Origin of the sequence: Shewanella sp. 38A_GOM-205m (genome assembly GCF_000518445.1) — a bacterium.
Lineage (GTDB): Bacteria > Pseudomonadota > Gammaproteobacteria > Enterobacterales > Shewanellaceae > Shewanella > Shewanella algae.
The window spans coordinates 13466-34333 of record NZ_JADP01000032.1 but is presented as its reverse complement, the minus strand read 5'-3'; the positions used below and the strand labels follow the sequence as shown (position 1 = coordinate 34333).

Here is a 20868-nt window from a genome sequence, read left to right as displayed (position 1 = left end):
TTTTGGCGTCGCCAGCCTAAACTTGTTAAGAGCTACTTGGCACATGCTTGTGCCAGAGCAGCTCGAACTGTTCTTTTGATGTAGACTTTCCCTGGAACTCTTCTTGGGAGTTTATTTCTTCTAAGGAGGGCACCATATCAATACCCAGTCTCGTATTTAGGCTTTCTATTGATTCGAAAGCAAAGCCAACCGAACCATCAGGAAAGAACTCCAATTTTCTTATTTCGTAGCCATCTGGTCCAATTTCAGAAACAAGCCTCGTAGGCTCATAATTGAAATCATGTTTCCATTCTACGTCTATGTATCTCATAGGCCCTTAATGCCCCGCTCTAGGGAATCCCCAGATAATTCCCTTTTTATTCAATTCAGTAGACACGCATGGTGTTGATTGATCTAATTGATTTCGCCAAAAAACTACCAGATCCAACACCATGCGTGATGTCCATATCTTACACGATTTACTCAAAAAGCAATGCCCGCAAATACATCAAAAACGGCTTAATTCTCTGATGGTTGCTACAGAAGCGTTACTTGATGGCAATCAATTGTCACTCACTCAGCTTGGTCGCAATATCTCTGGTGCGGTGGCGCCAAAGCACAACATCAAATGGATAGACAGGCTACCCGGCAACCCGCATCTACACTCTGATAAATTCGCTATTTATCAATGGTATGCCAAGTTACTCTGTGCTGCTAATCTCATGCCGGTAATCCTCATTGATTGGTCTGATGTCCGTGAACAACTGCGGATGATGACATTGCGAGCCTCTGTCAGTGTGCAAGGGCGCTCGGTTACCCTGTATGAGCGTACTTTCAAGTTTGCCGACTACAATGCTCCACGCAGTCATAACGCCTTCTTGGCTGAGTTGGCACAGGTGCTGCCATCCCATGTTTGTCCACTGATTGTCACCGATGCGGGTTACCGCAATACCTGGTTTCGGGAGGTGGAACGATATGGTTGGTTTTGGCTTGGCCGTGTCCGAGGGGATGTCGGCTTTCTCCAGGCCAATTATGCCCAATGGCAGTCGAATAAGTAAAATAAAAATCAAGCCACCCATTGTAAAACAATAACTTAATCTTCTTTCAGTCTGCGTTCAAGCACCAGTAGGGGATTTGAGCACCCGGAGGTAGAAAGATATCCGTGAGTTGCAGAGGTTTGATGAAATCGAACATATTTCACGCAAAAATGCGAGATTTGAGCTGTGCTAGCCCTACCCATGGTTCAGGGGATTTCAATGACTGCGGTTGAGTTAAATAGCGTGGGGTTCAGGCCGTTTGAAAGTACTGACAGCTGGTTGCAAAATGTCGTCGTCGCTTCTCCAAGTGTTCGCAGTAACAGCTGAGCTCTTGCAAGGTGCCCACCGGGCCACGAAATAGTTTTCCAAATTCAGTGGTAAGCTTGAGCCAGTTCTCATGAGGGATATTCAACCGCGTCAGTAGCTTGGTACTCTTTTCACTTATCACGCCACGTTTATCATCGCGAATACAACGCCCGGTATCATCCACCAATTCAAGATAATCCTTGAGCCCAAACGCAATACCACTGGGCTGATTACTGCATTCATTGCCAATAAAGGGCAGTAGCTTGGCGGGTTGTTCGCATTTCAAGGCTGCCTGAATACGTAGCTGAATGCTGGTATGTTCCGACTGCTCAGGCGTATCGGCCATCTTTGCTCTGATGGGATTGAGGTCAACGTAGGCCATGCAGGTTAACACGGCGGCTTCATCCAGTAAGGCTTGCGACTTAAATCTTCCCTCCCAGAATCGGCCTGTACAGTTATCCTCTTGATTGGCTTGACGCGCTATCGGTTCATTGAGACAACGCATAAACCAGCTGATGTCACATAACCTGCTGCGATAAATCGCGATAGTATTCTTCAGCCTGGGGACTTCATACGCTTCAATCAGCTCACCCTGGGTGAATTTGCGGGTTAACTCGTCACCTTTGAATAACTTATGCCATTGCTCAAGCACTTCTCTATCTGTCCATCGGTTTGCTATCTCTATATCGATATGCAACACCAGATGCAGATGATTACTCATGATGGCGAATGCCGCCACATCAATGGCAAAAACAGCTTCCAGTTCAAACAATAACGATTCCACCCAACCACGGCGGTGGTCATAATTTTTACCCGAGTAGGCATCATCACCACACAAGAAAGCTCGCCGTACCACGCGGCTGCAACAGTGGTAGTAAGGTGTATCTTCAAGGCTGATTTGAGTTCGGCGAGGGCGCGGCATAATAACCTCCTTGTTAAATGCTTAAACAAAGCATAGTCGGTGGCTAACTACCGCGCCATTAACGCAGGGTGTCCATATTCTCTCCGGCCAATCACCTGCGGTGCGCCTTTCGCACAGGCGACCCTGTGACACGGCGTGAATACGTCCATGTAGCCTCGACGAAAACGTCCCTGTTTTCTACGGTCACAGTTCCGCCTGTGCCTGGAAATAGGTGTATGTCTGCAGACATTTCAGATGTTTCAAGCTACTCAGCGCTAACAGAATTGCACCAATTCCCCCTTCGGAGCCGCCGCTGGCGTTGTTGCAAATTGGCGTAGCCGAGACAGGGAAGTCGAGGCTCGAAGGTCGAGCAAGGATGCGAGTCCTGAGTGTAGCCAATTTGTTTCATAAGCCAGTGGAGTTTTCGGCTACGTCGGGGGTGTCCTTGGGGATGAAAGGGGTTTTGGACAAGCAAAGCCCCTTGCCCGGTGTGGTGTGGAACACCACGACTTGCTGCCGCTGGTACAGCGGCTAACATAGCTTTCAGTTCAAAATAACCAAATAACATTGATTGGGCTTCCAGCGACGGACGTCTCCCATTGCCTGCAGCAGGCTTATGCACAGGCGATCCCGTGACTCGGCGTGAATACGTCCATGTAGCCTCGACGAAAACGTCCCTGTTTTCGACGGTCACAGTTCCGCCTATGCCTGAAAGTGGGGTGTATGTTTGTAGGCTTTGCACGATTTCAAATTCAGATAATCATCAGGAACCTCAAATGCTAAAGGTGTACACTTTTCCCGCTCGAAGCGGCCGCAGGGCGTTGATGTCAATCGCGTAGTGAGGCATGGCCGTTCACGGGCGTCCTGCCCTTCACGGCATTGGGACTCCTGTCCGGCAGATGCCCACTCAGCGCCAGTTAATCAGGGGCGAGTGTCGCTTAGCGACGAGCTAACGAGCGCGAAACAGGATGTTGAGCTGGGCCAGAGTCACATGGATGTGACTCTGAGCGTCTGGCGCGATAGCTAATTGGCATCATAAGCACAAGGGGTTTTCCGCTGCGTCGCGGGTCGCTGGGGGTTTGGAAAGGGGGCGAGTCGATACAGCCCCCTTTCCTCGGGTGTGGGGCGAAGCTCCACGACTTTGGGCCGCTGGCACAGCGGCTAATATAGCTTCCAGCTAAAAGTTCCTAAGTTAGTATTGGCGAGCTTCCGGCCACGATGTAGTCCATCACCTGCGGTGCGCCTTTCGCACAGGCGATCCTGTGACACGGCGTGAATACGTCCCTGTTTTCGACGGTCACAGTTCCGCCTGTGCTTGAAAGTGGGGCGAAGCTCCACGACTTTACGCCGCTGGCACAGCGGCTAGCATAGCTTTCAGCTCAAAATAGCCAAAAACATTGGTTGGGCCTCCGGCGGCGGATGTTTCCCATTGCCTGCCAACACAGGCATAAAAAAGGATGACCTTGGGTCATCCTTTTTAGCAACTTACTGGGTTGATATTAGATCAGAGTCTATCCAGCACCGCTTGGGTGAAATCTGTTGTGCCATGGGTACCACCGAGATCTCGGGTAGTGCGGTCGCCTTCTTCGATAACCGCAGAAACGGCGGCGCGAATGGCGGCGGCTTTATCTGACATACCTAAGTATTCCAGCATCTGGATCGATGCCAGGATCACTGAAGTTGGGTTCGCCAGGTTTTTGCCGGCAATATCCGGGGCACTGCCGTGAACCGCTTCAAAGATAGCGGCGTTGCTGCCGATGTTGGCGCCCGGGGCCATGCCCAGACCACCCACCAGACCGGCGCAGAGATCAGACAGAATGTCACCGAACAGGTTGGTGGTGACTATCACGTCGAAGTTTTCCGGGTTCATCACCAGCTTCATACAAGTGGCGTCAACAATCATCTCTTCGGTAGTGATATCCGGATAACGCTGGCTGACTTCACGGGCCACTTTCAGGAACAGGCCTGAAGTCGACTTCATGATGTTGGCCTTGTGGACTATGGTCACCTTCTTGCGACCTTCCTTGCGAGCCAGTTCATAGGCGAAGGTAGCAATCTGCTCGGCACCTTGACGGGTAATGATACTGGTGGCTTCGGCAATGGCACCGTCTTCAGACAACTTTTGTCCCAGGCCTGAGTACATACCTTCAGTGTTTTCACGCACTGTGATGATATCTATGTTCTCATATCTGGCTTGGGTGCCCTTGAAAGAAAGCACAGGACGCACGTTGGCGTACAGGCTGAACTTCTTACGCAGGGTTACGTTGATGGAGGTAAAGCCTTCGCCAACAGGCGTTGTCAATGGGCCTTTGAGGGTGATACGGTTCTTCTCGATGAGATCCAGCGTGCGCTGAGGCAGGAGCTCACCGTGTTTTTCCAGAGCAGTCAGACCGGCATCGGCAAATTCATATTCAAAGTCGCACCCCGCCTTATCGAGAATTTTCAGAGCTGAGTCGATAATGCTGGGGCCGATCCCGTCACCAGGGATCACGGTAATAGTTCTTTTTGACATGGAGAGGTCCTTCCACGGTTGGTCGTTACTGCTATTTATCAGACCATGTCAGTGACACGGTTTTCGACTGAGAATTTTGTGATTTAGATCGCCGCTATTCTATACACATTCAACGCATTTTCACAGGAAATAGTGAGCAATCTCACGCTTTTTTCTGTAGGCTGACTTGCTAAAAAGTCGGCGTCTGACCATGATGGAACGCCAACAAAATAAAAAGTCTACTTTAGTCTAACAACAATGAAAAAGAGGACGATCTTGAAGTTAACGCCCTTAGCATCGCTGCTGTTGCTGTCAGCCGGTTTCGCGACCACTGTCAATGCCCAGAGCAGCCCCTCACTGACCCTTAAGGATATAATGCAGTTTGAGTCGATTACTGATCAGGTTCTCGACCCACAAGGCAAGGTGCTGGCCTACAGTGTCGCGCCGGATCGCGGCGACAGCCGTGGTGTGGTCAAGTCACTGGCCAATACCAAGGTTTATGATGTCGCCGGTGGCTCCAAGCCGCAGCTGTCAGCCGATGGCCGTTACACTGCCTTTACTCTGGCGCCTTCGCTGCTGGAATCGGAAAAGCTTGCTCCCAAGGCGCGCAAGAAGCTGAAAAAAGGCCTGTTGCTGCTGGATAACACCACAGGTGAGCAGCGCCGCTTTGAGCGGGTCAAGTCTTATGCCTTCAGCGAAGATGGTACTTTGCTGGCTATCTGGTATGAGGCCGATGAAGAAAGCAAAGAGAGCGCAGAGACAAACGGCATTGATGCCAAAGAGGCCTCCGCCAAAGCAGCCAATCAAGCATCCGCCCCCGAGGCTCCAGCAGCCAAAACGCCGAAACTGGATGCCGGCAGCAGTTTCGAGCTGTTGTCGCTGGCGAGCGGCAAGTCACAGCGTTTCGAGCATGTGACCGCCTGGCAACTGGCTTATAACGGCAGTGTGCTGGCACTGGCGCAAAATGACAGTGCAAGTAATAGTCACAGCATCTCTGTGCTCGATACCCGCAGCTTTGAACTCAAATCGGTCAGCAGCCAAGCCGACAAGCAGTTTGGTGCCCTGGCACTGAGCCGTGACGGCCGCTATCTTGCCTATACCCGAGGTGATGCGGCGCTGGATGCGAATGAGCGCCCCTATGCCTTGTCTCTCTACGACAGAGAGTCGGGCAAACTGAGCCAGATATTGCCAAGCAAGGGCGACAGTAAGGGTTGGCTCATTAATCGCCATGCCAAGCTGAGCTTTTCGGCCGACGGTGAGCGGCTGTTCTTCGGCCGGGTGCCCGAGATAAGCAAGCAGCTGCAAATTCCCAAGGTGGAGCAGAGCAGCGACCTGTACGACACCGCGCTGGTAAGTGCCCAGCGGGATCTACGCCTGTGGCACGGGGATGATCCGCTGATCAAGCCCAACGAAGTCAAACAGTATGAAAAAGAGCAGAGCCGCACCTATCTGGCTGTGCTGCATCTTGGTTCGCGCAACCTAGTGCAACTGGCCGACCGCAAGGTGCCGGACATTGAGCTGAGCGAACACAAGCGGGTGCTGCTGGGGAGCTCTGATATTCCCTATCGCAAGATGATCACCTGGGCCGGTTTTTACCGGGATTTTTACCTGGTGGATATCAATACCGGTCACAAGACCCGGGTATTGACCCAACAGCCAAGCGGCAGTGCGCCAACCCTGTCACCGGCCGGTAAATACCTGGCCTTTTATCAGCAGGGCGGCATCTATCTCTATGATGTGGCCAGTGGTCGCAAACATAACCTCAGCAGCAAGCTCAAGGTCAGCTTCGCCGATGAAGATCATGATTATCCATCTGCGGCGCCCGGCTATGGCTTCGGCCCCTGGCTCGAGGATGACTCAGGCCTGCTGGTGTATGACAAATACGATATCTGGCAGTTTGATACCCGCTCCCACGACGGCTTTATGCTGACAGGCGGTGAGGGCCGCAAGCAGCAGCAAAGTCTGCGTATTGAAGCTCTGGCCCAGCCAGACAAGGCTTATCCTGCCACTGTGGCGCGTAACCAGGCTGTGTTGCTGCAGGGCTATAGCCACAAGACCAAGGCCGACGTTTTTTACCGTGCGGTTATCGGCCGGGCTCAACTGACGCCGCTGCTTGCCAAAGACAACAAGCTGTCTGTGCTGGCCAGAGCCGACAAGGGCGATACCTTGCTGTTCAGTCAGGAGCGTTACGACAGCTATCCGGATCTCTACAGCTCGGCTTTGCTTGAGCCGGCCAAGGCGGTCAAACAAACCGACTTTGATGCCCAGCGCCGCAAACTGCCCTGGGGCAAGTCAGAGCTGGTGCACTGGCGCGACGGTGATGGCCGTGAAATGGACGGCGTGTTAATCAAGCCTGCCAACTATCAAAGTGGCAAGCGTTATCCTGTGTTGGTGTATTTCTACCGCTTTATGAGCGATCGCCTGCACGCCTTCCCGGACATGAAAATCAATCACAGGCCCAACTTTGCCTGGTATGCCGCCGATGATTACGCCATCTTCCTGCCGGATATTCGCTTTGAAGTCGGCTATCCCGGTATCAGTTCGGTCAAGGCGTTGACCGCCGGAGTGCAGAAGCTTATCGACATGGGGATAGCCGATCCGGATGCCGTAGGTATTCAGGGCCACTCCTGGGGCGGTTACCAGACAGCCTTTGCCGTGACCCAGACCAATATCTTCAAGGCCGCGGTCAGTGGTGCCCCGGTAAGCAATATGACCAGTGCCTACAGCGGTATACGTCACGGCACCGGCCTTGCCCGGCAGTTCCAGTATGAAACCGGCCAGAGTCGTATCGGTGAAAGCCTGATGCGCGCGCCGCAGAAATACATAGAAAACTCCCCCGTGTTCTATGTCGACCGCATTCAAACGCCGATGATGATCATGTTCGGTGACAAAGACGATGCAGTGCCTTGGGAGCAAGGGATTGAACTGTACCTGGCAATGCGCCGCGCCGGAAAAGATGTGGTCTTGCTGCAGTATCTGGACGAGCCGCACCATCTGAAGAAGTATCCCAACAAGCTGGATTACAGTGTGCGGATGAAAGACTGGTTCGATCATTACCTCAAGGGAGCCAAGGCCCCCGAGTGGCTTGAAAAAGGCGAAGCCTATCGCGAGCCCAAGGCGGAAGACTGAACTCCCTTTCTGCCCAAATAACTCACAGAGGCGGCCCAATTGGTCGCCTCTTTTTTCTGTTTATAGGGTAGGGGCAGGGCGATGCGTACTCAAGCAGACTTGGGATATTAAGTGTTGTCTTTGGCCGTCGTTGTTGGGCAAAAGGCAAGCCAGCCTTGTGTACCGACTGATGCTTACTCATTATTGTCTGCAGTAATTAAGGTTTTTATTGTTTGTAGAAAGGCGTTTTACTTGCTCGGAAATTACATTGTCAAATTTTATCGATAGCAACTCCCAAAAGACCAAACATGTTGCCTGAAACTTCATCGCCAGAAAGGTAAATCTGGCTATCATTTGACTAATGAATCTCCATTTTATTCTACTGCACAGATATCCATGCTCTTGCTTTATATCTATTTAGCCAAGATTAACCAGAATTTAGCACTGCGCGCGACATTCTTATCTTGCTCAATTTTCTCAAAACAGATACAGCTAAAGAAAAAAGATACCCAATGTTGTTAAATATTTGGGCACTCTTCAGATGTGTCAAATGTGTAAGCAATTAAACTGGTCTTGATTTTACCTTCTTCATATATGTTGTGAAGTGCATCAAATATTTCTTTTGAAAAGAAAATTTTACTCATTCCTTTGGGCTTGAATACGTGTTGTCTACATGGTGGAAGCGATTTTATTTTATCTTCGGAAAGATAATGCTGAGTCATTGCCTTGGAAACGTTTTTGCTTTTGTTTTCGTCAACTACATCAACAATATTGTTTACAGCTATTAAGTAACGCCCGCTAGATGTATCCTGGCCGGCACAAGCGAGTTTGGCGGGGTAGAAAGCTATGCCATACGGGTCAAAGCTCATTATAACATGAGCAATTTCCTTGGTAACATTAAAGCAACCTAGTTTTATTAAGTCTAAAGCATCAATATGATCCAGGTCGTTATCTTTCCAAACTATAGGCTCTGAAATAGACGTAGGGTTAAAGTCATTATCCTTGTTATAAAAGAAAGATCTTTTATCATCGTACTCAAAGAAAGAGCCTCCTTCATTAAAATCTTCGGTAATATATGCAACTTCCATCATTTTGTCCTCAAAATTTCATCAATCATAAACAGTTGCTGCTTACAAAAGTCTCTTTTGCCTGACCAGCATCTTGATCAATGCTCTTATCGGGGCCACAGTCTTGACTTAAACAGCCCTTTCTTTGGTAAATGTTCACCGACAGAAGGTTGACACGCATAATTCTGCTGGAATTGGGTAATTCGTCTTTTCGTGCTGGCTCGAAAGAAAAAAGAAGCAAAAGACACCCAATATTAACTAAAACAAGAAACAAAGACATCCAATATTAACTGTAGTTTGCTGAAAACTGAGATATTCAATATCAGAAAGTGTTTCACCGCGGAGAAAATGCCGGGATAGCAGGGGAGTGCTGTAAAGTCGGCGTCAACGCTGTACAACCTGCTCCAGTGCCCATTCAGTGGTTAACCCTGAGCACCAAATGCAGTGAGTGGACATGACCGCAAAGGGGCACAGAACAATGGCGAATGCTACTGCCAGTTTCAATAGATGCGATTCAACCCAGTCTCGACTCTGTGTTCGTAGCTATTGCCTGAATAATCATCAATCCCGGATAAAAAGGTGCGGCGTACGCAAGGTGGCAAACTTTTCGGGAATGAACTTTGAATTTGAACATTTTTTGCTGGGCAGAAGGGGAGCTAGAACAGGTTGATTCTACCCTTGGTTTTCCGTTCCTTAAACTGTGGGCTTTCTGCCGTTATTCGGGTTGAGCGGGGGCCTTGGATAGCACTTGCTGCGGCGAATGTTGCTGCAGATATTGCTGGTAAGTGTCTTCGCCCCAGGCCAGCAGTTGGCCATCTTCGAATAGCAGTGGGGTGCATTCATCTTTGGTGGTCTTGCCGTCTGATTTACTGTGATGGGTGCGGTAAAAGAGGACCTGCAGTGAATGACCATGGGTTTGCTTGGCTTCGCTGAAGTCGGCTTTGCCCAGGGTTTGGGTGACTTCTGCCAGTGTTTGCCCCAGTTGCAGCTCAGAAACCATAGACTGGTTATAGGCTTGCCTGTCTTCCCAGCTCATGTCTTCCGGTTTGGGCTCGTAGAAGAGAATGACCACGGCAACAAAGGCCAAATAGGCGATAAAGATGCTGCCGATAACTACGGGTGCCTTACTTTTCATGCTGTTATTCCGTTTTATTGCTCAACCTGGGTTCACTCCAGAGCAAGACGGCTCACTCTGTATTGAGTGATATAAGATACTCGCGACAGCTCCAATGTAAACAGTATGTTTGTAATATGTTTTGTCTGTGCGCGATTATTGCCCGGCTGCCAAGCCGGGCAAAGGTCACAGAACGCCTGGTTTAGATGGTGAAGCCAAAGCCCATGTCCCATTCCAGCAGCGGCACAATATGTAACCCGTTGGCATTGAGTGCTATGAGTCTCTCAGCCACGGACTCATGCACTATGTAGGTAGATCTCATGCCTTTGACTTCGAACATCCGTCGTTTGGTAAAAGGAATGGCCGGCGATTCGGCATAGATGGGCTCGCGCAGTGAGGTAGGACCCCGGTAAATAAGATAATGCTCTCTACTGCAGACGGTATAAGGGGGATGGCATATCACCGCTGCCACAATACAGGACAAAATACTCGTTGTTGATATGAATCATGTCCCCCGGTTTCTTCCTTGGCGTTATTCGCTCCAGCGCACCCAGACATCTTTCAAATTGGCCGCGGTCAGCTTGTCCATTACGCTGTTGTGTACCAGCAGGAAGGAGGGGTCTTGGTCAAGTTTGAACAATAATCGCTGCTCAAGCGGAATGGCTGCCAATTTGGCCGGATCCAGCACCGGGGTTCGTATCGCGTCGATGGCGGGCGATTCAGAGTTCCAGATGGTGTGGTCGATATCGAGCACATCATAGCGATTGAAAACATGAAAATAGGCATAGAGCACTTCATCAATGCTATCCAGCTCGTCTCTTGTACCTATGTCTATCTCGGCATACATATCTTCATCCGGCTTGTAGGGGTTTTTAATACGCTCAACCCCGAAAGGCTCCATTGACGAGAGTATGTCGGCGAAAGGTTCAGCGAAGAACAGACGAGGGCACTGGGCAAAATCCACCACCAGATCCGGCCCCAATTCCACCGGGCGTTGGGGCGTGTTGGCTTTTATTAGCCAGTTCCGTTCCAGATAGAATTGGCGGCGGTGAAAAATCAGGTAGTCATTCATACTTGTTTACTTCATTAAACTGTTTTGCCGGGAATGCAGCATGTCAGTTGGAAAAGATTTTAAAAATAACGAGCAGCCAATAAGGCTACCAAGCCTATGTGTGAGCCTGTTTCGCTATTCCTGTGTCTGTTTGGGTGTTGTCTGCTGGGGCTGTATATGTTGCTGCAGATACTGCTGATAAGTGTCTTCCCCCCAGGCCTGGAGCCGGCCATTTGCAAACAGCAGAGGGGTACATTCGTCTTTGGTGGTCTTGCCGTCGGATTTTACATGCTGGGTGCGGTAGAAGAGCACCTGCAGCGACTGGCCATGGGTTTGCATGGCTTCGCTGAAATCGGCTCTACCCAGGGTTTCAATGGTTTGTTCCAGCGTTTGCCCCAGCAGTAACTCAGTGACTTTAGACTGGTTATAGGCTTGCCTGTCTTCCCAGCTCATATCTTCCGGTTTAGGTTCATAGAAGAGGATGACCACGGCAACAAAGACCAGATAGGCGATAAAGATGCTGCCGATAACTACAGGGGCCTTACCTTTCATACAGTTTTCCATTTTATTGCTTAAGTTGAGCTCTTGGAGCCTTGGTTTTCTTTGACTCTATACTGGTTCAAACGAATATTGAGTTCGAGATCTGTGCGCAGTTTTGCCAACCGATAACTGAGGCGGGCCATCTCCTTGCCTTCGGTTAACTTTTTGGCTTGCTTGGTTCCCAAAGTATCGAGCGCATTGTAGACATTGGCCAGGGTGCGAAAGCTTCTGAGCAGTTCGCCGGCCGTCTTGGGACCTATTCCCTGAATGCCGGGGATCTTGTTGCCGCTGTCGCCGCTGAGGGCCATAAAGTCCAGCAGCTGGCTCTGTTCTATACCGAGTTTTTGCTCCAGCGCGGCAATATCCATGGCGGCGCCATTGAAGTGATCCCACAGCAGCAAACGCGGTAATCTCAGCTGGCAAAAGCCCTTGTCGGTGGAGACGATAATCGCCTCACCACCGCGCAGGCACAACTTGCTAGCCAGGGTGGCGATAACATCATCGGCTTCCGATAGCGCATTGATGGAGCCGATTCCCGCTTCTGCCAGCGCCTGTTTCAGCGCCGGTAGGCCGTCTGCCAATGCCTGGGGCATGGGCTTGCGGCCTTTCTTGTAATCCGGATACAGGCGTTTGCGCCAGGACTCTTCATCGCCGTCCCAGACAATGGCCACATGGGTGGGGCTGTGCTGGCGAATAAGCTTCTGGCAGGCATTGCGGCTGCGCTCGGTCAGCCCTTGCATGTCGGCTTCATCGGGCTGCGCCGCATGCAGGCGGCGCACCAGATTCATACCATCAATAATCAGCAGTCGGTTCATTTCATTATTTGATAACAGGGCACATAGGCGGTGCCCGGTAACTTCATTCTTTGTTGGCTGACAAAGGCGCCCAACAGTTTATCCATCAAGGCCATCAGCTCGGGATCGCCCTTGAGCTTGAATGGACCATGACGCTCGATGTTTTTCATGGTTTCCGCCTTGACGTTGCCCGCCACTATGCCGGAAAACGCCTTGCGCAAGTTGGCCGCCAGCTCAGCCTTATTGCTCTGGAAGTGCAGGTTAAGGTTTTCCATCACTTCATGGGTGGGCACAAAGGGCAGCTGGAATTCAGGCTCTATCTTGAGGCTCCATTGGTATTGGTAGGCATCACCGGTTTGCTTGCGGTGACGTTTAACCTCTTCCATACCGGCACGCATGATGCGCGCCACCTGGGGGGCGTCGTCTATGATGATTTGGTATTTCTGCTGCGCCTGCTCGCCCAGCGTCGCGCCGATAAAGGCATCGATTTCGCGGAAGTAGGCTTCGCTTTCCTTGGGGCCGGAGAGCACCAGCGGGAAAGGAATATCGGCATTTTCGCGGTTGAGCAAAATGCCAAGCAGGTAGAGCAGCTCTTCAGCGGTGCCGGCGCCGCCGGGGAAGATGACGATACCGTGCCCCAGGCGCACAAAGGCCTCCAGGCGTTTTTCGATGTCCGGCAGAATCACCAGTTCATTGACTATCTGGTTGGGCGGCTCGGCGGCGATAATGCTTGGCTCGGTCAGGCCTATGTAACGGGCGTTATGAATACGCTGCTTGGCGTGGCCGATTGCGGCGCCCTTCATTGGCCCTTTCATGGCTCCCGGACCGCAGCCGGTACAGATATCCAGCATTCTCAGCCCCAACTGGTAGCCCACCTCTTTGGTGTATTTGTACTCGGTGTCGTTTATCGAGTGGCCGCCCCAGCAGACTACCACATTGGGATCCTGCATCGGGGTAATGGCTCTGGCGTTTCTCAGAATGTCGAACACCACGTTGGTGATATGGCTGGCGTTGGTGAGGTTGATGTGTTTCAGGCCATCGTACTTGTTGCTGACATAGATGATGTCCCTGAGCACGGCAAACAGGTGCTCCTGAATGCCGACTATGATCTGCTCATCGACAAAGGCGCTGGCCGGCGGGTTGACCAGCTCCAGCTTGATGCCACGCTCACGGCGCAGCACGTTGATTTCAAAGTCATGGAATTGGTCGAACAGTTCCTTGGCGTTGTCAGTTTGCTGCCCCGAGGCCAATACGGCTAACGAGCAGTTACGGTAGAGTTGGTAAAGGTCACTCTTGGCACTCTGTTTGAGGCGGTCCGCCTCCAGTTGCGACAGTTGATCCATACTGCCGCGGGGACTGATCCTGACTATCATGACGACTCCTTGAGCTGAAACAGGAGTCATTGCTGTCAATCTATAATGACTCTGTCACGGCTTTCATGTTTGGCTTTGTAGAGGGCCGCATCGGCGCGTTCGAAAGTTTCCTGGATGTGTTCGCCATCCAATATCTGCGCGGCCCCTATGGATACTGTAACTGTAATACGCTGATTTTTAAATTTAAAAGGAATATTTTTAATTTTTTCGCGCACTCTGTTCAATAGTTGTTCTATATCCTTGGGTGAAACATCCGGAATGATGAGAACAAACTCCTCACCGCCATAACGGGCAACAAACTCAGTGTCACGCAGGGAGTTCTTCAACGCCATGGCGATAACCTGCAGTGTCTTGTCACCTGTGGTATGGCCAAAGCTGTCGTTGATGGACTTGAAGTGATCTATGTCGGCTACCGCCAGCCACAGTGGCTGTTTGTTGCGCTGGAAGTGGCGGTATTCCTGCTCCATTCGCTCCTCCATGGCTGCGCGGTTAGGCAGCTGGGTGAGGGTATCGAGCATGTTGAGCTTCTGCTGCTCGAACAGCCTTTCCTTATAGGTGGTGGCTTCGCTGGAGAGGTCGCTCAGCTCTTTACGCATGGTTTCCATCGACTTGCGCAGCAAGGCTTGCTCTCTCTGCTCCAGCGCTTCCTTGCGGGCCAGGCTGGCGCGAATGGCGGCCAGTTGCTCGCTGATCTGCTGCTTGAGCTCGGTAATATCCTCAATATCCACCAATGACTCGCCGACATTGTCTACCTGGGCGTTGAGTTCACGATTCAGTTGGCTCTTGAGCTGATGGCTGCGCTGGGATTGGTTATAAGAGTCGCTGACCACTTCACGCACGGCGCTAAGGGCGTCGTTGAGGGCAAACAGAAACTCCTGTGAGGCGGTTTTTTCGCGGGCTATGTTATCCAAAAGCAGCGAGAGTATGGTTTGATAGGCCTCCAGCAGGGCATCGATATCTATCTCGGCCGAGGCCAGCTGCTCTTTGATTACCAACACCTGGTCACGCTGATCTTTGCGAAACTCTATGTTGGAAATCATCTGCGCCAGCTCGTGACCCAGTTGTCTGTGCTTGGGTAGTACCGCGATGGGGGACTCAGATTCAAACTGGTTGTCCAGCAGTTGTTCGTAAAACCCCACCAGTTGCTCGACCTTGGGAATATAATCCCAGACGGTATGGAAAGGTTTGCCCAGCTCCTGCTTGAAATAGCTGACCTCTTTTTTGAGGCGCTCAGGCATGGAGTCGACTCGTTGCAGTTGGCGGCTGAATTTGCTCAGGCTGGAGCGGCCTTCTTCCAGTTGGCCCATCACATGATGGTATTGCCCCTTGAGCAGACGCTCAACCTCGACCAGATCCGGCAACACATCATCGATACGCTCGTAGGTTCCCAGGTTATGTCTGAGCTTGGCCAGTTTATTGTCCAGCTCCAGGTTTTGCCCCTTACAGGCCAGACTGAGGTGACCAATAAACTGCAGCAACGCCTGCAGCTTGGCATTTCTGTCCTCATTCATTTCATCCAACGCGGCTTTGGTGGAATGCAATTTCTGCTTGAGTACACCTAGTTGCGACACCGTTGCGTTTGAGTCCTTCATTCCTGTAATTTTCCTTCGATGCGCGATCGAATCTATAGTCGGGTCATGAGTGGCTCGAAAACCCCACGACTCCAGTTCCAGACACTTCTAAATGGTATCGCAATCCGGCAGGAGTGCAAATCTGCCATCCAGTTGTTGTGACAAAGTTTTGTCGTTCAGATCAAATTATTGACACAGGTTCGGCTCTGGACTGCTGTTGTGACTCCGGCCAGCAGATCTTATCTTTCTCACCATTGGTCTCCACTCTTATCAGGCCGCGGATAATACTCTTTTGCAATTGCAGATAGAGCGGGGCCGAGAAAATGGCGGCCGGGGTGAAGTCCAAAGTACTGAAACCGACATAACTGCCTTGGCTGTTTTTCAGGCTGATGGCACCAGCAAGGGCCAATTGCGCCGTTTCAAACAGGACTTCCACCGACAGCTTGATATCCGGGTTACCCAGGAGCGGCAGCGGAATATAACCCAGCGCCGGTTTGAGCATCTGCCCCTGGAATTGCCAGTCACTGAGCCGGTGGTAAAGTTTGGCCGGGCCAGTGTCTTCGGCAAGGGTCAGGGCAAATAGGCCGGGTCTGAGCAGGAATACCTTGGCGCCGGTGAGGGCGGCAATCTCCTCGGCTTGCTGCACCAGTCTCGGCGCCGCCAGGCTGTTGCCCAAGGTGAAGTCAGAGTTGAATTCCTGCTCCAGAGACAATAGCGCCAGGCCTTTGGTTTTACTTGAAATACTGCCAAGCAAGGCGCGATAACCGGGCAGGCCGCTCATGGGCTCCAGTTGCATTTTTTCCTTTTGAGCCTGGTTCTTTTTCGCCATTTGTTTGCGCAATCTATACTGCTGCATTGCTAATGCCAGCAACAGCAGGCAGAGCCCCAGGCTGATTGCCAGCAGAATATTGCGGGTATGCAACGCGTCTTGTCTTTGCAGTTGATCTTGCCTGAGTTGGCCCACTTCCAGTTTCAGCTTCTGCTCTGTGACGGCGGATGAATTAACGTCCGAGGTGGTTTGCTGCTCTTTTTCCAACATGGCCTGTTGCAGCAGGATGCTTTCCTCTTGGCTTGCCAGTGCCTGCTGAAACTTACCCTGCGCCTTGTAGGCCGCGGTTTGGTAGCCAAGGGCTTCTATCTGCTCATCCGGCAATTCCAGCAACTTGGCCAGTCGCAAGGCTTCTATGGCGTGCTGCATGGTCAAAGGCCAATCCTCCATGGCCTGACCCACCTCGGCTATCAGCATTTCGTTGTAAACCAGGTAGTGGTTGCTCTTTCTGTCCTTGAATATTTCGTTGGCCTGGAACAGGTAGTCGAGCGCGACCTGATAGTCGTTCAAATGGAAATACGCCTCGCCCAGGTTGTGGAAATTCAGCCCCTGGGCGATGAAGTTCTTCAGCTCGGCATCTATCTGCTGGGCATTGAGGTAGTAGTCAATCGCCTTGTTCCACTCGCCTGTGTTGCCATACACCATGGCGATAACCGTCATGGTATGGGACAGGAAAGAGCCGGAACCCATGGCTTTATAAGCGTCGGCGGCGCCGTGGGCGTATTCCAGCGCTTCATCCCACTGTTCCATGTCCCGGTACAGCTTGGCCAGGTTAAGCTGCAGCAGTGCCTTTTGATTGGGATGGTTGTAACGGCTGGCCAAACGGAAGGCCTCGGTATAGTGCTGCAGCGACTTGGTGCGCTGGCCGTTGATATTGTAATACTTGCCCAAAGCCGCTTCGGCATTGGCTATCAGGTAGTCATTGCGCAGCCGGTAGGCGGTATCTCTGAGCAGGTTGTAGGCGTTCAGAGACGGAATAGCCTGTTTGGCTATCAGGTTAACTGTACCCAGATCTTCGTAGATGACATACCTGAGCAGTTGGCTGCGTTTGTCCTGGGCATCGCCCAACTGCTCGAGCGCCTGCTGATTGAGGGCGACGGTTTGTTCATACTGTTGGTCGACCCGGCCGAGATAACGGCCTTCAAGATTATAGAGGGCGGCTTTTTCATAGTCGCTGCGGGCGATGATCTTCAACTGCTCAATGATATCTTGTGCCTGTTCCAGCCGCCCGGGAACCAGCACTTGGGCATCCAGATCCAGCCGAGCCAGCAGAATGAGTTTGTCCATCAGCTGATCCGGGGCAAAACCCACTTCCAATGCGCTGGACTGAAACTGTTCAAGCGAAGGATATTGCAACGACTCGGGCAGTGAACTGACCACAGTGCTGTGGAGCTGCCTGGGCTGCTCCCTGAAACTTATCTCTATATCATCCAGTTCGTCGGCGTGCGCCAGACCCACAAGCAGCATGGATGCGATGAACATAACCCTGAAAAAGTACATATATTTGCCTCTGTCCCATTCTGCGGGGACTTAATTGTTAGCTTTTATTAGCAACGGGTGAGGTGACCGCCCCGAATTGTTATACTCGGCCGATTTTATAACAACAATGACATAAGAAGGAATTACGAGTGAAATCCGCTGTTTTGTCAATCATATCTTACTCTTCCCTACTGACAACACTGGGCATGGCATCTTCAGCCTGGGCTGACGTCGATTATCAGATAGATCTTAAAAGCCCGGAACATCATCTGGCTCAGGTCAAGGTCACTTTCCCGCAACATTCAGGGCAACAGCTCAAGGTCAATCTGCCGGTTTGGCGTACCGGCAAGTATCAGGTATTACCGCTGGCGGACGGGGTTCGCCGTTTTCATGCCACGGACGAGCAGGGCAACAGCCTGCCTTGGAAGCGCAGTGCCAGCGGTGAATGGACAGTGGTTTTGTCCAAGCCAACAGCGGTCACCGTCAGCTATCAACTCTATGCCAACGAATTGGGGCAAAGAGTCAGGCATATTGATGCCAGCCACGCTTTTCTGGATGCCAGCGGCGTATTCATGTACAGCCCCGAGTTTCGCCAAGAGCCGCTCAAGGTAACACTGGATGTGCCGGCCGACTGGCGCAGTTACTCAGGAATGGCTGCAGCGGATAAGCCCCATTCGTTTGTGGCCGTCAACTATGATGTATTGGTCGACTCGCCGATTGAAACCGGGCTCAGTCGGCATCGCGCCTTCAAGGCCGATGGCAAACAATATGAGCTGGTAGTCTGGGGCGAGGGTAACTATGACCTGGAGCAGATAGAAGCCGATCTCGGCAAATTATCCGGTACGGCGGCGGCCATTTGGGATGACTATCCCTTTGAGCGTTATGTTTATATGGTGCACGCCACCTCGGGGGCCCGCGGCGCCACCGAGCATTTGAACTCAACCATTATCCAGCTGCCGAGATTCAACTTCCGTGAGCGCCAGGATTACCTGCGTTTTATCAGCACGGCTTCCCATGAGTTTATTCATACCTGGAACGTCAAGGCCTATCGTCCGGAGGGACTGGTGCCCTACGACTATCAGCAGGAGAATATGACTGAGCTTTTATGGATGGCGGAAGGCTCTACCAGCTATTTTCAAAACCAGTTGTTGCTGCGTGCCGGGATCATGACGCCGAAAGAGTTTATGGAGGACCTGGCCAAGCGGGTCAATGCCAATCAACATAAACCGGGGCGGGAAATTCAGTCGGTGGCCGAGGCCAGTGCCGGTCAGTGGGTCAGCACAGGCGGCGATTACGCCATCAACCACAGTGTGAACATCTACTCCGAAGGTTATCTGACTTCGCTGGCACTGGACTTTTCACTGCTGCAGGACACAGATAAAGAGGTGTCCTACCGGGATGTGCACAGGAGTCTTTATCGTGAGCATAAGGTCCCCAAGGGATACAATGTCACTGATGTGAAACGTATTTTGAAAAACTTATCCGGCAAGGACTATGAGACTTGGTGGCAGAGCCATGTCAATGCCCCCTTGGTGCTGGACTTTGACAAACTGCTGCGTCAGGCAGGGCTTAAGACCGCCTATGGCAAAGACAGTAAGGCGCAGGCCTTTGCCGGTATGACACTCAGTTCCGGCTCTTTGGTGTTGCAAAGTGTTGAGCGTGGTGGCCCGGCTTGGCAGGCGGGCATAGTCGCCGGCGATCAGTTGCTGGCTATCAATGGCTTGAAAGTCAGCGCCGAAGGTTACGCCAAACGTTTGGCCGACTTTAACGCGGGTGATGAGTTGACTGTGATCCTGTTCCACGACGATAAGCTCATAGAGCGGCGTGTGACTCTGGCCTCCGAGCAATCCGGCAAGCTGCAAATTAAGCCCCAGGAAAGAGTGAGCCGCGCCCAGAAAGCCTTCTTCAAGGCCTGGCTCGGCATAGACTGGCCGTTTGACGCTCAGGGTAACTATAAGTCCTGAGTCTGATTGTCCATAAAACACCGGCGCATCTTCAGGTGCACCGGTGTTTTTATGGTGCTTATTTTATCTCAGCGCAGGGGACTTCTACCCGGGAGCTTGCAGACAGAAGCCGAGGCAGACCCAGGCTCAGTAATCCCAGTAGCGCAATCAGCATGGCAATCCAGATGGGGGCATAGAGGTTGGCTCCCCGGGCGAGCGCATAGCCGCTGATAAAACTGCCTCCCATGACACCCAGGGTGATAACCGAAGTATGCACAGTATTAACCAGTGCCCGGCTGCCCTGGGGAAGCTGCATCAGACGGCTCACCATGGCGGGGTTCATGCTGACACCACTAAAACCTATTCCCAGTACCGCCACCGCTGCCAATAGTGGGTACTCACTGCCTTGGGCCAGCAGCAACAGGAATAACGCCTGCAGCAGCAATCCCAGCGCCTGGAGTGTTAAGTCGTTGCGGCCACAGAAGCGGGACACCAAATGATTGCCCAGCAACATACTCAAGCCATAACCAAAGAGTAACAGGGTGATAGTTTGACTACTGAAACCCGCCAGCTCGGACAGAATGGGGACAAAATAGCTGAACGCAGCATAAGTGGTACCGATAATACAGAAACTGGTGGCATAGATGGCCCAGAGTCTGGCGCTGGCAAAAGCCTTGAGTTCCTCCTTGAGTGGCAGTGGCGGCTGGGAAGGCAGTGAAGGCAAGAAGCGAACACTGAGCAGTGCGGCCATTAAGCCGCAGAGCCAGACCAGAAAGAACCCAGTGCGCCAACCAAAATACTCGGCACTGAGGCTGGCCATAGGCAGGCCCAATATAGTGCCGAGCATGATCCCGGCCAAGAGCACTGCGATGGCGCGCATTTTTTGCGCTTCGGGTACCAGCTCGCCGACTCGGCCGACCGTGATCCCAAAGAAAGCGCCTGCGGCTGCGCCTATGATGATCCGGGTGACCACAAGCAGCCAATAGTCCTGCGCCATAATCGCAACCCCTTGGGCCAGTAAAAACAGACTGTAGAGAATGAGCAGGGCCTGTTTCGGCGGCCGGCCGGATAGGCAGAGGGTTAGCACAGGGCCGGCCAGCGCCATGGCGCCGGCGTAAAAGGAGACCAGATAACCCACTTCGGAAACCGACAGGGAAAGTGAGGCGGACAACTGTGGCATCATTCCGAGCACCTGCAGCTCGCAGCTGATAAGGCTGAATATACCCAGTGCCAGCAGATAGATAGAAAAAGGCAGTGACTTTGACATGATTTTTTAGCTGAAAGA

At 51.9% G+C, this 20868-nt stretch carries 15 protein-coding genes and 1 pseudogene; 3 read left to right on the top strand and 13 right to left on the bottom strand.

Annotated features, from left to right (window positions below; genetic code table 11):
• Positions 1 to 25 precede the first annotated feature (25 nt).
• The gene (locus N512_RS24865; RefSeq protein WP_025890171.1) at positions 26 to 310 is read right to left on the bottom strand and encodes a DUF6881 domain-containing protein; all 285 of its coding nucleotides are present in this window, start codon (positions 308 to 310) and stop codon (positions 26 to 28) included.
• A gap of 121 nt (positions 311 to 431) precedes the next feature.
• Between N512_RS24865 and N512_RS23205 the strand changes: the two are divergent.
• Positions 432 to 1034, top strand: a pseudogene (locus tag N512_RS23205) (IS4 family transposase); the annotation flags it as partial.
• A 232-nt stretch (positions 1035 to 1266) separates the two neighbouring features.
• Here N512_RS23205 and N512_RS0116305 read toward each other — a convergent pair.
• Entirely contained in the window at positions 1267 to 2244 is a 978-nt protein-coding gene (locus N512_RS0116305; protein ID WP_025890169.1) for a hypothetical protein, read from the bottom strand.
• 1483 nt (positions 2245 to 3727) lie between these two features.
• Positions 3728 to 4735, bottom strand: coding sequence for an isocitrate dehydrogenase (locus N512_RS0116300; RefSeq protein WP_025011991.1), 1008 nt, complete (start codon positions 4733 to 4735; stop codon positions 3728 to 3730).
• A gap of 255 nt (positions 4736 to 4990) precedes the next feature.
• Between N512_RS0116300 and N512_RS0116295 the strand changes: the two genes are divergently transcribed.
• Positions 4991 to 7843, top strand: a complete 2853-nt coding sequence (locus N512_RS0116295; RefSeq protein WP_028781012.1) for a prolyl oligopeptidase family serine peptidase — start codon at positions 4991 to 4993, stop codon at positions 7841 to 7843.
• 497 nt (positions 7844 to 8340) lie between these two features.
• Here the strand turns inward: N512_RS0116295 and N512_RS23200 are convergent, their stop codons facing one another.
• From N512_RS23200 to N512_RS0116250, 9 genes are all read right to left on the bottom strand, one after another.
• Positions 8341 to 8913 (bottom strand): imm11 family protein, encoded by a 573-nt coding sequence (locus N512_RS23200; RefSeq protein ID WP_197021465.1) that lies wholly within the window; start codon positions 8911 to 8913, stop codon positions 8341 to 8343.
• Between the two features lie 691 nt (positions 8914 to 9604).
• Complete coding sequence (locus N512_RS0116285; RefSeq protein WP_025889106.1) at positions 9605 to 10024, bottom strand: DUF3192 domain-containing protein; 420 nt, start codon at positions 10022 to 10024, stop codon at positions 9605 to 9607.
• Between the two features lie 181 nt (positions 10025 to 10205).
• Positions 10206 to 10487, bottom strand: coding sequence for a hypothetical protein (locus N512_RS0116280; RefSeq protein WP_028781010.1), 282 nt, complete (start codon positions 10485 to 10487; stop codon positions 10206 to 10208).
• A 48-nt stretch (positions 10488 to 10535) separates the two neighbouring features.
• On the bottom strand, positions 10536 to 11075 hold the full coding sequence (locus tag N512_RS0116275) for a hypothetical protein (protein ID WP_028781009.1): 540 nt from the start codon (positions 11073 to 11075) through the stop codon (positions 10536 to 10538).
• A gap of 114 nt (positions 11076 to 11189) precedes the next feature.
• On the bottom strand, positions 11190 to 11606 hold the full coding sequence (locus N512_RS23195; protein WP_037475320.1) for a DUF3192 domain-containing protein: 417 nt from the start codon (positions 11604 to 11606) through the stop codon (positions 11190 to 11192).
• 20 nt (positions 11607 to 11626) lie between these two features.
• Positions 11627 to 12409: a flap endonuclease Xni gene (gene xni, locus N512_RS0116265; protein ID WP_028781008.1), complete on the bottom strand. Its 783-nt coding sequence runs from the start codon at positions 12407 to 12409 to the stop codon at positions 11627 to 11629.
• Positions 12406 to 13761: a nucleotide 5'-monophosphate nucleosidase PpnN gene (ppnN, locus tag N512_RS0116260; protein ID WP_025011997.1), complete on the bottom strand. Its 1356-nt coding sequence runs from the start codon at positions 13759 to 13761 to the stop codon at positions 12406 to 12408. Before ppnN ends, xni begins: the two co-directional genes overlap by 4 nt.
• Positions 13762 to 13796: 35 nt before the next feature.
• The gene (locus N512_RS0116255; protein WP_025889111.1) at positions 13797 to 15353 is read right to left on the bottom strand and encodes a GGDEF domain-containing protein; all 1557 of its coding nucleotides are present in this window, start codon (positions 15351 to 15353) and stop codon (positions 13797 to 13799) included.
• A 160-nt stretch (positions 15354 to 15513) separates the two neighbouring features.
• A complete protein-coding gene (locus N512_RS0116250; RefSeq protein WP_051472838.1) occupies positions 15514 to 17661 on the bottom strand; it encodes a tetratricopeptide repeat protein in 2148 nt (715 codons plus the stop codon).
• 128 nt (positions 17662 to 17789) lie between these two features.
• Between N512_RS0116250 and N512_RS0116245 the strand changes: the two genes are divergently transcribed.
• On the top strand, positions 17790 to 19604 hold the full coding sequence (locus tag N512_RS0116245) for a M61 family metallopeptidase (protein ID WP_028781006.1): 1815 nt from the start codon (positions 17790 to 17792) through the stop codon (positions 19602 to 19604).
• A 58-nt stretch (positions 19605 to 19662) separates the two neighbouring features.
• On the opposite strand, the gene N512_RS0116240 is transcribed toward N512_RS0116245, so the two are convergent.
• Positions 19663 to 20850, bottom strand: a complete 1188-nt coding sequence (locus tag N512_RS0116240; protein ID WP_051472837.1) for an MFS transporter — start codon at positions 20848 to 20850, stop codon at positions 19663 to 19665.
• Positions 20851 to 20868: the final 18 nt, after the last annotated feature.